The sequence below is a fragment of the Bradyrhizobium sp. SUTN9-2 genome (assembly GCF_003122645.1).
GTDB lineage: Bacteria > Pseudomonadota > Alphaproteobacteria > Rhizobiales > Xanthobacteraceae > Bradyrhizobium > Bradyrhizobium yuanmingense.
In genome coordinates, this window is sequence record NZ_LAXE01000001.1 from 5,339,010 (window position 1) to 5,350,979 (window position 11,970).

General features: G+C 65.2%; 13 protein-coding genes and 1 pseudogene. 10 read left to right on the forward strand and 4 right to left on the reverse strand.

Translation table 11 applies throughout. From position 1 onward, the window contains the following. Positions 1 to 307: 307 nt before the first annotated feature. The 3 genes from XF30_RS24875 (at position 308) to XF30_RS24885 (ending at position 3,356) form a co-directional block, all read left to right on the forward strand. Complete coding sequence (locus tag XF30_RS24875) at positions 308 to 2,047, forward strand: ATP-binding protein (protein WP_192893242.1); 1,740 nt, start codon at positions 308 to 310, stop codon at positions 2,045 to 2,047. Positions 2,048 to 2,260: 213 nt separating this feature from the next. Further along, positions 2,261 to 2,842 (forward strand): peroxidase-related enzyme, encoded by a 582-nt coding sequence (locus XF30_RS24880; protein WP_109144125.1) that lies wholly within the window; start codon positions 2,261 to 2,263, stop codon positions 2,840 to 2,842. Between the two features lie 10 nt (positions 2,843 to 2,852). Then, on the forward strand, positions 2,853 to 3,356 hold the full coding sequence (locus XF30_RS24885; protein ID WP_109144126.1) for an MgtC/SapB family protein: 504 nt from the start codon (positions 2,853 to 2,855) through the stop codon (positions 3,354 to 3,356). On the opposite strand, the gene XF30_RS24890 is transcribed toward XF30_RS24885, so the two are convergent. The 3 genes from XF30_RS24890 to XF30_RS38660 form a co-directional block, all read right to left on the reverse strand. Then, on the reverse strand, positions 3,353 to 5,905 hold the full coding sequence (locus XF30_RS24890; protein ID WP_109144127.1) for a cation-translocating P-type ATPase: 2,553 nt from the start codon (positions 5,903 to 5,905) through the stop codon (positions 3,353 to 3,355). The two genes, XF30_RS24885 and XF30_RS24890, sit on opposite strands and share 4 nt — an antisense overlap. Beyond that, entirely contained in the window at positions 5,902 to 6,069 is a 168-nt protein-coding gene (locus tag XF30_RS38655) for a hypothetical protein (protein WP_167361653.1), read from the reverse strand. The genes XF30_RS24890 and XF30_RS38655 overlap by 4 nt, the downstream gene beginning before the upstream one ends. Positions 6,070 to 6,303: 234 nt before the next feature. Continuing rightward, on the reverse strand, positions 6,304 to 6,447 hold the full coding sequence (locus XF30_RS38660) for a hypothetical protein (RefSeq protein WP_167361652.1): 144 nt from the start codon (positions 6,445 to 6,447) through the stop codon (positions 6,304 to 6,306). Positions 6,448 to 6,706: 259 nt separating this feature from the next. Between XF30_RS38660 and XF30_RS38665 the strand changes: the two genes are divergently transcribed. Then, entirely contained in the window at positions 6,707 to 6,862 is a 156-nt protein-coding gene (locus tag XF30_RS38665; protein ID WP_165637160.1) for a hypothetical protein, read from the forward strand. Positions 6,863 to 6,873: 11 nt separating this feature from the next. On the opposite strand, the gene XF30_RS24895 is transcribed toward XF30_RS38665, so the two are convergent. Further along, entirely contained in the window at positions 6,874 to 7,503 is a 630-nt protein-coding gene (locus XF30_RS24895; RefSeq protein WP_057028844.1) for a ParB-like protein, read from the reverse strand. Positions 7,504 to 7,829: 326 nt separating this feature from the next. On the opposite strand from XF30_RS24895, the gene XF30_RS38670 reads away from it, so the two are divergent. From XF30_RS38670 to XF30_RS39480, 6 genes and pseudogenes are all read left to right on the forward strand, one after another. Then, the gene (locus XF30_RS38670; RefSeq protein WP_192893243.1) at positions 7,830 to 8,171 is read left to right on the forward strand and encodes a hypothetical protein; all 342 of its coding nucleotides are present in this window, start codon (positions 7,830 to 7,832) and stop codon (positions 8,169 to 8,171) included. Between the two features lie 234 nt (positions 8,172 to 8,405). Continuing rightward, on the forward strand, positions 8,406 to 8,693 hold the full coding sequence (locus XF30_RS24905; protein WP_007592476.1) for an acyl carrier protein: 288 nt from the start codon (positions 8,406 to 8,408) through the stop codon (positions 8,691 to 8,693). Between the two features lie 10 nt (positions 8,694 to 8,703). Then, positions 8,704 to 9,174 carry a 3-hydroxyacyl-ACP dehydratase FabZ family protein gene (locus XF30_RS24910; protein ID WP_036001387.1) on the forward strand — a complete coding sequence of 157 codons (471 nt, stop codon included), beginning with the start codon at positions 8,704 to 8,706 and terminating at the stop codon, positions 9,172 to 9,174. Continuing rightward, complete coding sequence (locus XF30_RS24915) at positions 9,171 to 10,376, forward strand: beta-ketoacyl-ACP synthase (RefSeq protein WP_036001390.1); 1,206 nt, start codon at positions 9,171 to 9,173, stop codon at positions 10,374 to 10,376. The genes XF30_RS24910 and XF30_RS24915 overlap by 4 nt, the downstream gene beginning before the upstream one ends. Positions 10,377 to 10,397: 21 nt before the next feature. After that, the gene (locus tag XF30_RS24920) at positions 10,398 to 11,675 is read left to right on the forward strand and encodes a beta-ketoacyl-ACP synthase (RefSeq protein ID WP_036001392.1); all 1,278 of its coding nucleotides are present in this window, start codon (positions 10,398 to 10,400) and stop codon (positions 11,673 to 11,675) included. An 8-nt stretch (positions 11,676 to 11,683) separates the two neighbouring features. Further along, positions 11,684 to 11,970, forward strand: a pseudogene (locus tag XF30_RS39480) (lipid A biosynthesis lauroyl acyltransferase); the annotation flags it as partial.

Genomic DNA, 11,970 nt, shown 5'->3' on the forward strand with positions numbered 1-11,970 from the left:
ATCATTAGGTCCAGTCAACAAAGCAGCCGGTATCCTGCTGCGATCGGCGCCTGACCGCCGGCCTCCGGACGAGACGGGCAGCCTGCCCGAATGGTAAACTCTTCCTTAAGGACCATCTCACCTGAAAGGTCCGGAAAATGCAGCATTTTCCCGGCGATTTTGCCAATAAGCAGGCATTGGCGGCGAGGCTCCCGACCGAATTACCGCGGATTTAACGGAGCCGGCGCGTCCGGCGTTTAACCGTTTGTGCAGCGACGGCCGCGCATAGTCCGGGCAACTCCCCTTGCTCTTGCCAGGTTCATTCATCGTGACATCCTTTGGACGCGTGATTTCGGTTCGCGGATCGCTCGCCCGGGTTGGGCTTCTGGCGGAAAGCCGGATGCCGATCTCGGAGGTGCGGGCCACCGTCGGCCGGTTCGTCAGCATTCGCTGCGCCAGCTCGGTCATCGTTGCGATGATCACGGAGGTCTCCTGCGAAAATCTGTCGAGCTCCGACAATTACATTGCCATCGCCTCGGTCGACCTGCTTGGCGAGATCCTCAATGCCGCGGACAAGGCCAAATTTCAGCGCGGCGTCACCAACTATCCGACCATCGGCGATGCCGTCGACCTGATCACGAGCCAGGAGCTGCGCACGATCTACGCGCCGACCGGCTCGGACCAGATCAATGTCGGCTTCCTGCAGCAGGACCGCTCGGTCATCGCCTATGTCGACGTCGAGGAAATGCTGTCCAAGCATTTTGCCGTGCTGGGATCGACCGGCGTCGGTAAATCGACCGGCGTCTCGCTGCTGCTCAACGAGATCCTGAAGGCGCGGCCGAACCTGCGCATCTTCCTGCTCGACGTGCACAACGAATATGGCCGCTGCTTCGGCGACCGCGCGCTGGTGCTCAACCCGCGGAACCTGAAGCTGCCGTTCTGGCTGTTCAACTTCGAGGAAATCGTCGACGTGCTGTTCGGCGGCCGCGCCGGCGTGCCGGAAGAGCTCGACATCCTCGCCGAGGTGATCCCGCTCGCCAAAGGCGTCTACACCCAGTACCAGAACGCCGACCGCATCGGCCTTAAGCGCATCGATCCCAAGCAGATCGGCTATACCGTCGATACGCCTGTGCCCTATCGCCTGGTCGACCTGTTGTCGCTGATCGACGAGCGGATGGGCAAGCTCGAGAACCGCTCCTCGCGCATCATCTATCACAAGCTGATCTCGCGCATCGAGGCCGTGCGCAACGACCCGCGCTACGCCTTCATGTTCGACAACGCCAATGTCGGCGGCGACACCATGGCCGAGGTGATCAGCCATCTGTTCCGCCTGCCCGCCAACGGCAAGCCGATGACGGTGATGCAGCTCGCCGGCTTCCCGGCCGAGGTGATCGATTCCGTCGTCTCCGTGCTCTGCCGCATGGCCTTCGACTTCGGTCTGTGGAGCGACGGCGTCTCGCCGCTGCTGTTCGTCTGCGAAGAGGCGCACCGCTATGCTTCCGCCGACCGCAACATCGGCTTCGGCCCGACCCGCAAGGCGGTATCGCGCATCGCCAAGGAAGGCCGCAAATACGGCGTCTATCTCGGCCTCATCACCCAGCGCCCCGCCGAGCTCGACGCCACCATCATCTCCCAGTGCAACACGCTGTTCACGATGCGCCTCGCCAACGACCGCGACCAGGCGCTGCTGCGCGCCGCCGTGTCGGATGCCGCCGCGAACCTGCTCTCCTTCGTGCCGTCGCTCGGCACCCGCGAGGTGCTGGCGTTCGGCGAAGGCGTGGCGCTGCCGACCCGCTTGCGCTTCAAGGAGGTGCCGCCGCACCAATTGCCGCGCGGCGAGGCCACCATCTCGAGCGTGCCCTCCGTCACCTCCGGCCACGACATGCATTTCGTCAGCGCCGTGCTCGAACGCTGGCGCGGCGCCACCTCGCAGCGCGACGTGCCGAACGACCCCGTGTTCTCGGCACCGCCCGCGAGGACGATGTCCAGCGTCGAAGCCCCGATGCTGCAGCCCTCGATGGGCCTCGATCCGGACCGCTTCTCGCTGCTGAAGAAGCCGCTGCGGTAAGGCTTCGCTCCATCCACATCGTCATTGCGAGCGCAGCGAAGCAATCCAGAGTCTTTCCGCCGGGGGGACTCTGGATTGCTTCGCTGCGCTCGCAATGACGGAGGATGGAACGTCGTTCTCACCTGACACCTTCGTCGCGGCCGCTTCGGACCGGCAGATTGAGCCCGCCCCACGCATCGACTATGGTTCCCGCCCCAAGCTGGAACCATGCCCATGACAAAGACCGCCGCGCAACGCTTTCCCGCACCCGCCCTCGACACCCTGCCCGACGACATTCGCACGCGCCTCCTTGCCGTGCAGGAGAAGAGCGGCTTCGTCCCGAACGTGTTCCTGACGCTGGCCTATCGCCCCGACGAGTTCCGCGCCTTCTTCGCCTATCACGACGCGCTGATGGAGAAAGACGGCGGCCTCACCAAGGCCGAGCGCGAGATGATCGTGGTGGCGACGTCGGCGGCCAACCAGTGCCAATATTGCGTGATCGCCCATGGCGCGATCCTGCGCATCCGCGCCAAGAACCCTGTGATCGCCGACCAGGTCGCCATCAACTACCGCAAGGCCGATATCACGCCGCGGCAGAAGGCGATGCTCGATTTCGCCATGAAGGTCTCGGTAGACGCGCAGCGGATTTCCGAGAACGATTTCGCCGCTCTCGCGCCGCACGGCTTCAGCGACGATGATATCTGGGACATCGCCGCGATCTCGGCCTTCTTCGCGCTGTCGAACCGGCTGGCGAATTTCACGGGCATGCGGCCGAACGAGGAGTTCTATCTGATGGGCCGCCTGCCGAAGACGTGATCGAGGCGCCATGACCGAGCTCGATTGGCCCGAAATCCTGCTGCGCCTCGGCACGGCCACGCTTGCCGGCGGCGCGATCGGCCTCAACCGCGACCTGCACGGCAAGCCGATCGGGCTGAAGACGCTCGGCATCGTCGGGCTCTCCACCGCGAGCGTGGTTCTGCTCGCATTGCAGCTCGCCGAACCGGCCAGGGTCGTCGACGCCGCCAGCCGTGTCATCCAGGGCATCCTCACCGGCATCGGCTTTCTCGGCGCCGGCGTCATCGTGCACCAAAGCACCGGGTTTCGCGTTCGAGGCCTCACCAGCGCCGCCTGCACTTTCCTTGCCGCCTGCCTCGGCATCGTCTGCGGCGCCGGACAATGGAAGATCGTCGTCGTCGTCCTGGCGCTGGCCTTCGTGCTGCTGACGATTGGCCGCCGCCTCGAGCGCCGGCTGCATCGTATGCTTGGCGGCAAGGAAGATCCTCAGCGGACGGAGACCTCGCCGAGCTCGGGTCAGCGGGAGAGCGATTAGAATCGCAACCGTCGGCCCCAAAACGGCTTCAGCAGTTCGAGCGCCGTGAGCACCAGCACTCCCGCGCCGAGCGTGATCATCAAATCGTCAAGATGCAGGGGACCGAAGCGAAACAGGCCGGAGGCCGGCGGCCAGAACAAGGCTGTGGCGAGAACGAGCGCAATCAAGAGGAAGATCCAGAGCAATGCCGCGTTCGGACGGAAGAAGGCGGACAAGAACGATGCGCTGAAGGATCGATTGACCAGCACCAGCGCGAGGACGCAGACGACGAGCGCGATGAATGCGAGGGTGCGAGCCTCCTCGGGCGGAAGGCCGGAACGAAGCGCTGCGACGAAGATCACGGCGATCAAGGCGAAGGCCATCGTGCCTTGCAGAACGCTCCAGGCGATCAGGGGCCACGAGAACAGCTCCGCATCGGCACGCCGCGGCGGACGCTTCATGACGTCGCGCTCCTCCCGCTCGGCCTCGAACACCAGCGAGCAGACGGGATCGATGATCAGCTCCAGAAAGGCGATGTGCACCGGGCCGAGCACCAGCGGCAGCCCGAACACCAGGGGAAGCAGCGCAAGACCCGCGATCGGCACGTGGACGGCAAAGATAAAGGCCATGGCCTTGCGCAGATTGTCGTAGATCCGGCGACCGAGGCGGATGGATGCGACGATGGAGCTGAAGTCGTCGTCGAGCAGGACGATCGAGGACGCCTCGCGAGCGACGTCGGTGCCGCGGCCACCCATCGCGATTCCGATATGGGCGGCCTTCAGCGACGGCGCGTCGTTGACGCCGTCGCCCGTCATCGCGACGATCTCGCCGCTGCGCTTCAGCGCCTGCACGATCCGCAGCTTCTGCTCCGGCAGAACCCGCGCGAAGACGTTCACCTTCCTGACGAGTGCCTCGAGCTCGCGGTCGTCAGCGAGCTTGACCTGCTCCCCGGTCGCGACCTCATCGACGTCGAGCCCGGCTTGCGCGGCGATCGCCATGGCGGTCGCCGGATAGTCGCCCGTGATCATGATGACGCGGATGCCGGCCGAACGGCATTCGCGAACCGCCTCCGGAACATGAGGCCGCAACGGATCGGCAAGCCCGACCAGGCCGACGAAGCGAAATACAAAAGCCTCCTGGGATGCCGGCAGGGAAGCCTCATCGCAAACGGCAATCGCCATCCCCAGCACCCGGAGCCCGTCCTTCGCCATTGCCCCGATGGCAGCTTGCACGGCCTCCCGATCGGCCTCGTTCAGCCTGCACAGGCGCGCAATCGCTTCCGGCGCGCCCTTGGCGCATGCGACGAGGTCCGCCCCTCCGGCTGTCCGCCAAACCTGGGTCATGGCCAGCAGCTCGGGGCGCAGACCATAGGTGCGCACCAGCGTCCGCTCGCCATCCATCGCGTCGCCGTCCCGCAGGACACCACGCGCGAACGAATGCAGCGCCTTCTCCATCGGATCGAACGGCTCCGGAGAGCTTGCCAGTGCCCCGCAGCGCGCCAGCTCTGCGAATTCGCGCCCGACCTGATCCGGTCCGGACGCCTCCGCGCGCAGGCGCGCGCCGTCCAGCAGGCGCAGCTCGGCGACCGACATCTGATTCTGCGTCAGCGTTCCGGTCTTGTCGGTGCACAGGACTGTTGCTGAGCCGAGGACCTCGATGGCGGCGGCGCGCCGCGTCAGGACGCGGGCCTGCGAAATCCGCCACGCACCCATTGCCATGAACACCGTGAGCACGACGCCGAATTCTTCCGGAAGCATCGACATACCGATGGCGACGCCTGCCAGCAGCGCCTGCAGCCAGTCGCCGCGCGAGACGCCGTAGAGCACAATCGCGGCCAGGCTGATCACGGCGCCGCCGAGGAAGCAGAGCCGCACCAGCCTTGCGGTCTGTTGCTGAAGCCGCGGCGGCTCGGCCTGCAAGCCGCGAAGCGACAGCCCGATCTTCCCGATCTCGCTGCGCGGCCCGGTGGCCTCGACCAGCGCCAACCCCTCGCCGCGCACGACGAGCGAGCCGGAATACACGAATGGCTGATCCTCGCCGCCGGGCCGGTGAGCGGCTACTTTGATCTTGTCGGCCGTCTTCTTGCGGACGGGCACCGACTCGCCGGTCAGCAGGGACTCGTCGATCTGCAGGTCCCGCGCTTCGACGAGCGCGGCGTCGGCGGGAACGCGATCGCCTTCACCGAGGACGAGAAGGTCGCCCTGCACGACCTCGCGGCCGGCAATTCGCCGGCACGCACCGTCACGCACCACCAGCGCCCGCGGGCTGGTCAGGTCGCGCAAGGCTTCCAGCACGCGCTCGGTCCGGGTTTCCTGCACCACCGTGATCACGATGGACATCGCCCCGAACGCCAGCAGGATCACCGCCTCCTTGAGATCGCCGAGCACGAGGTAGATCAGCCCGCCGCAGAGCAGCAGCAGGAGCATCGGCTCGCGCAGCACTTCCACCACGATGCGCAGCGGACTGCGTCGTTCCGGCCGAGGCAGTTCGTTGGGGCCGTCTGCCGCGAGCCTCGCCCGCGCCTCGGTCTCACTCAGACCGGCCGCACCTCCGCGTTGCACCTCGCTCACGGTTTCCGCCGCAGGCTCCAGAAGCTGCCGGCACCGACGATTGCAGTGGCGAGCAGGACGGCGACGAAGGTCTGGATGATGGTGAAGTTCAGCGCGTCACGCGCGACGAACAGCGCCGTGATCGCGCCGGCGAGGACAAAGAGAATGCGAAAGATGACGCTCATGGCCGTGCCTCCAAGATCTGCATGACAAGATCTGCATGACTTGGAGCCCGGGCCCTCGGCATCGGGGCGCAACGCTGTCTCTGCAACCATGCTGGCAGACCTTAGCCGGTCAGGGCGAGGCAGGTTTGCGACAGGTCAAGCCTGACCCGGCCATCATCGGTCGGCGACTGCGACGTGATGTCCGCCCAGCAGCGAACAGCCGCTGCATCGCTCACGGCTGCGAGGCGTATGCGGCTAGCGCTTCGCCATCAGCTCGAGCGCCGGAGCAAAGCGCTCCGCGAACGTCAACGTCTTGGCGTGGTGGACTGCGGCGAAGGATGCAGAGATTCCCGCCGAAGCGACCGCGAGCAAGCCAACTACGAAAGCCAGACGGCGCATGTTCGCCTCCTGTATGAGCTCGACTACCCCATAGAGATGGGGCCGCTCTGTTTCAGGACGGTTTCGTGGGCGGGGAAATTGATTTCGCTCAAGCGGCTGTGATGAGATCCGGCTTATCTCGGCACATTCCGTAACCAACTAACAAGGGTGGACGTGTTTTGCAGCGCCGGCCGTATTGGGAATTTGATACCCGCGAGCGCTATCCTAGGCACTGCGGCGGCAACATTCGCCGGAATGGGAGTCATTGAGGACTACGCAAATGAAGATCGTGATCCAGAAGCTCAATGGCCTGTGGCACCTCATCGTCGGATCGAGCCAGATCCGAACGCCGTTCCTGGACACCCAGGACCGCGCGCTGGTGGTAACTTACGCCCGCCGCGCCTATCCCGGCGCCAGGATCTTCCAGCGCGACTGACGTGAATACCCTCAGTCGTCGTCCGCCGGGCCGCACCAGCCGGGCAGATAGATCGCATTCTTGCTTCTGGCCGCGGCCATCGCCTTCTCGAGCGCATTATCGAAATCGGCCTCCACCGCCTTGCGCGAGACCTGCCGGCGCAGGAAATCGGCCCACAGGAATTCGGAGAACGGCGTGGTGTCCTTGGCGAAGCCGCCCATGCGGCGCAATTCGCCGGCAAGACTGCGGAACGGATCGTCCTTGAGGTCAGCGACGGATTTCGGCAGGTCGCGGAACGAGCGCCGCTCACCCTTGGCGTCGTAAGGATAGACCCAGCGCTTGTTGTCCATGACGCCCCAGAACGCCTCGCGCTCCACCATCCTGAGATCGCCGACGACGGTCACCAGCACTTCCTTGACGCCTTCATCGTGCAGTGCGCGGCCGAGGTGATGATGATCGATCACGTAGTAGCGCGCGTCGGGACCGTAAACGACGGGGATCATGTGCTTGCCGAGCAGATCCGCCTGCTTCTTCTTGCCGTGCTCGCGCCAGCGCCTGCGCTTCTCCTTGACCTCGCGCATGCCGACCGTCATCTGCGTCGGCCGGAGCGACAGGATCGGAACCGGATGCACTCTCGGCTCGCGCGCGTTGGTCGTGGTCATGATCGAAGGCCCCTGGCAGCAACGAAACGGTTCGGGTTCCCGCGACTATGCCACGGGTCCCGCGGTGGCAAAATCCGTTCGGAAGACGCGCAGATCACAAGTCGATGCCGGCCGGTAAAAAAAGACGTCCTCAATGGCTGTCGCTATGCCCGCGTTGCAGCGCAACCCTCGCGACGGGCACGATGGCCCGTTGCTGGATCGCGGCACACCGGTCCATGCGCAAAATAGTACGAACGCACAAATGCATCCTGGCATTGCAAAGATTTACTGCAACGCGTGCCTCACCTATGCTATCTAGATCGCTGCTTCGGAGTGATCCCCGCCCCATGAACAATCAGCGGCCCATAAGCTCTGATGAGGAGCACCGGGTGCTCCAGTTCAGGCCGCGCACCCCGCCTTCTCCAAGGGTCCAGCGCGGCAATGGCTCCGTGCAACCGCTCCGCGGCACGCCCGAACGGCTGGACCTGTCACGCTACGAGCAGCCGCGTGCCGAGCCCGACAATTACCGGCAGCGCATGTTTGCCAACATCGCAGCGCTCGCCTTCACCATCGCGCTGACGGCGATCGGGATCTGGCTCGCGGTCAGCATCGCCGACCTGCGCCGGACCCAGGATTGCGTGCTGATGGGCCGCCGCGACTGCGTCAAGATCACAACGCCGCATATTTAGGGACCGGCCCGGCACGGACCTCGCGGCGGACGGACCCAGCCGGCATCCCCAGCCACGTCCGATGCTGTCCCCGGAGGCCTGCCCGGCTCCATTGAACTCAAGGCGGCGCTCCGATATACGGGCTTTCGACCCGGCCAGAGGGGGGTTTGAGGGCGTCATCAGGGGCGCGATGCCCAGCCACCGTGCCACTCTGGACAATCTGACAAATACCTACAATATATCAAAGGCTTAGTGATGTCCTCCACATTCGATCAGGTCGCCACGATCATCGCTGAAACCTGCGACATCCCGCGCGACACGATCACGCCGGATAGCCATGCCATCGATGACCTCGGCATCGACAGCCTCGATTTCCTCGATATCGCCTTCGCGATCGACAAGCAGTTCGGCATCAAGCTGCCGCTGGAGAAGTGGACTCAGGAGGTCAACGACGGCAAGGCGACCACCGAGCAATATTTCGTGCTGAAGAACCTGTGCGCCCGCATCGACGAACTGGTTGCGGCCAAGGGCGCGAGCGCCTAAGGGCGCAGTCATGCAACTCGAATACTTCCACATGATCGATCGCATCGTCGACCTCAAGGTCGACGAGAAGACGATCGTCGTCGAAGCGCAGGTCCCGCAGGAAAGCACCATCTTCGAGGGGCACTTCCCGGGTTATCCGTTGATGCCCGGCGTGCTCCTGATCGAATCGATGGCGCAGGCCTCGGGCTGGCTTCAACTCGGCGTGTTCCGATTCGAACGCATGCCGATCCTGGCCGCCGTGAAGGAGGCCAAGGTCCGCGGCTCGGTCTTCCCCGGCGACCTCATGAGCATCGAGGCGAGCCTCACCCATGAAGGCTCCGGCTATGCCATGACCGAGGCCAAGATCCGGGTCGGCGGCAAGCTGCGCGCCAATTCGGCGCTGACCTTCACGCTGATTCCCTTCCCCAATGCGGATATGCGCGGATACATGGCGAAGGTCGCCGAGCGCGTCGGCTTTCCGCAACAGGCCGTATCGTCATGACTGACACTCCCGCTTTGAAGCCGGGCCAGACCGAGGTCTGGATCACCGGCATTGGGCTCGCCACCTCGCTCGGCGAGGGCCTCGACGCCAATTGGGCCGCGCTTTCCGAGAAGCGCATCAATGTCGACGAGAAGGGCTTTGCGCCCTACATCGTGCATCCCTTGATGCCGGTATCCTTCGACAGCCAGATCCCGAAGAAGGGCGACCAGCGCCAGATGGAAGCCTGGCAGCGCATCGGCACCTATGCCGCCGGTCTTGCGCTCGATTCCGCCGGCATCAAAGGCAACAAGGACATCCTGTCGAAGATCGACATGGTGGTCGCCGCGGGCGGCGGCGAGCGCGACATCAACGTCGACAGCGGCATTCTCACCGCCGAGGCCAAGGGCGCCAACGCGCCGGGCTTCCTCAACGAACGGCTGATGAGCGATCTCCGGCCGACGCTGTTCCTGGCCCAGCTCTCCAACCTGCTTGCCGGCAACATCGCCATCGTGCACGGTCTCGGCGGCACCTCGCGCACCTTCATGGGCGAAGAGGTCGCCGGCGCCGATGCCGCCCGCATCGCGCTCGCGCGCATCGCCTCGGGCGAGAGCGACATCGCGCTGGTCGGCGGATCGCACAACGGCGAGCGCAAGGACTTGCTCGTCCTCTACGAATTCGGCGATTTCAACCTGAAGGACAAGTTCGCGCCCGTGTGGGCGCGCAAGGACCATCCCGGCTTCGCGCTCGGCTCGGCCGGCGCCTTCCTGGTGCTGGAGTCGAAGGCGCATGCGGAAGCGCGCGGCGCCAAGCCGTTCGCCAAGCTGTCGAGCGTCGTCGCCGACCTCGCCAAGCGCAAGCAGCCTGGCGACATGACCGCGACGCTCGAGAAGCTGTGGGCCAAGCTGCCCAGGCGCGAGGGCAAGGGCGCGATCATCACCGGCGCGACCGGCGCGGAGCCTGCGACCTCGGACGAGCGTGACTTCCTGAAGAACCATGCCGACTTTCCGGTGCGCTCGACCGGCACGGTGTTCGGCCACGCCATGGAAACGCAATTCCCGCTCGGCATTGCCCTCGCCGCATTGTCGATCTCGCGCGGCGCGCTGTTCCCGCCGAATGATTCCACGGGGACCGAGATTGAAATGCAGGGCGCGCCCACCCAGATCGTGGTGGTGGGAGCCGGACACTGGCGCGGCGAAGGCATGGCGCTGGTCGAGGCGGTTTAATCAGCTCAAGCGGGGATCGACATGACTGCACCACGCGACAAACTCGGGCGTCCCGTCGTCGTCGTCACCGGCATGGGCATCATGACCTCGCTCGGCGCCGGCAAATCCGACAATTGGGCAAAGCTCGTCGCCGGCGAATCCGGTATCCGCACGATCACGCGTTTTCCGATCGACGGCCTCAAGACCACGATGGCCGGCACGGTCGATTTCGTCAGCGCCGATCCGTTCTCTTCCACCGCTCTGTCCGAGCGGATGGCCGAGCTGGTGACGCAGGAAGCGCTGGAGCAGGCCGGCATCGGCGCCAAGGCCGATTTCCCGGGTCCGCTTTTCCTCGCGGTGGCGCCGGTCGAGGTTGAATGGCCGCAGCGTCGCGAGCTCGGTCGCGCCGTCGGCCAGCAAGACATCACCTATGACGATCTGCTCCGCATCTCCGGCGGCGGCAAGTTTAGCGCCTATCATCATCGCTTCATGTTCGGCTCGGTTGCCGCCTATCTTGCCGAGACCTTCGGCACCAAGGGCTCGCCGATCTCGCTGTCGACGGCGTGCGCGTCCGGAGCCACCTCGATCCAGCTCGGCGTCGAGGCGATCCGCCGCGGCGAGACGGACGCAGCGCTCTGCGTCGCGACCGACGGCACCGTGAATCCGGAAGCGCTGGTGCGCTTCTCGCTGCTCTCGGCGCTGTCGACCCAGAACGATCCGCCGCAGGCGGCCTCCCGTCCCTTCTCCAAGAACCGCGACGGTTTTGTCATGGCGGAAGGCGCCGGCGCGCTGGTGTTGGAGAGCTATGAAGCCGCCACCGCGCGCGGCGCAAAAATTCTCGGCGTGATCGCCGGCTGCGGCGAGCTCACCGATTCCTTCCACCGCACCCGCTCCTCGCCCGACGGCAAGCCGATCATCGGCTGCATGAACAAGACGCTGGCCGATGCCGGCATGACGCCGGATCAGATCGACCACATCAACGCGCACGGCACCGCGACGCCCGAGAACGACAAGATGGAGTTCAACACGACGTCGGCCGTGTTCGGCGAGCTCGCGCAGAAGATTCCGGTCACCTCCAACAAGTCGATGGTCGGCCATACCATCTCGGCCGCCGGCGCGGTCGAGGCGATCTTCTCGCTGCTCACGCTCGAGCATCAGCGCATTCCGCCGACGATCAACTACGACAATCCGGATCCCACGATCCTGTTCGACGTCGTCGGCAACAAGGCGCGCGATGCGCGCGTAACCGCGGTGATGTCGAACTCATTTGGCTTCGGCGGCCAGAACGCTTCGCTGATCCTGACCCGCGAACCGGCCTGACCGGACGCATGGCGCTGCTTCCTGCGAGCACGAAGGCCCGCGCGCGGGAGACTGCCAAATCGCTCGGCGGCAGCCTGATCGGCGCCGCGACCGTCGCGATGCTGCGCACCACGCGCTATTTCGATCCGGCCAAGACCTCGGACTTCTTCGCGCGTGCCGTCAAGCTGATCGGGCCGCGCCTGCGCGAGCACCGCATCGGCCGCGCCAACCTCACCGCCGCCTTCCCCGAGAAGTCACCGGAGGAGATCGAACGGATCCTGATGGGCGTCTGGGACAATCTCGGCCGCGTCGGCGC

What these genes read in the sequence shown, in the direction of transcription:
- XF30_RS24880 (WP_109144125.1), top strand. Translation starts at nt 2,261, where the DNA reads ATGACAAAGACCGCCGCGCAACGCTTTCCCGCACCCGCCCTCGACACC.
- XF30_RS24885 (WP_109144126.1), top strand. Translation starts at nt 2,853, where the DNA reads ATGACCGAGCTCGATTGGCCCGAAATCCTGCTGCGCCTCGGCACGGCC.
- XF30_RS38655 (WP_167361653.1), bottom strand. Translation starts at nt 6,069, where the DNA reads ATGAGCGTCATCTTTCGCATTCTCTTTGTCCTCGCCGGCGCGATCACG.
- XF30_RS38660 (WP_167361652.1), bottom strand. Translation starts at nt 6,447, where the DNA reads ATGCGCCGTCTGGCTTTCGTAGTTGGCTTGCTCGCGGTCGCTTCGGCG.
- XF30_RS38665 (WP_165637160.1), top strand. Translation starts at nt 6,707, where the DNA reads ATGAAGATCGTGATCCAGAAGCTCAATGGCCTGTGGCACCTCATCGTC.
- XF30_RS24895 (WP_057028844.1), bottom strand. Translation starts at nt 7,503, where the DNA reads ATGACCACGACCAACGCGCGCGAGCCGAGAGTGCATCCGGTTCCGATC.
- XF30_RS38670 (WP_192893243.1), top strand. Translation starts at nt 7,830, where the DNA reads ATGAACAATCAGCGGCCCATAAGCTCTGATGAGGAGCACCGGGTGCTC.
- XF30_RS24905 (WP_007592476.1), top strand. Translation starts at nt 8,406, where the DNA reads ATGTCCTCCACATTCGATCAGGTCGCCACGATCATCGCTGAAACCTGC.
- XF30_RS24910 (WP_036001387.1), top strand. Translation starts at nt 8,704, where the DNA reads ATGCAACTCGAATACTTCCACATGATCGATCGCATCGTCGACCTCAAG.
- XF30_RS24915 (WP_036001390.1), top strand. Translation starts at nt 9,171, where the DNA reads ATGACTGACACTCCCGCTTTGAAGCCGGGCCAGACCGAGGTCTGGATC.
- XF30_RS24920 (WP_036001392.1), top strand. Translation starts at nt 10,398, where the DNA reads ATGACTGCACCACGCGACAAACTCGGGCGTCCCGTCGTCGTCGTCACC.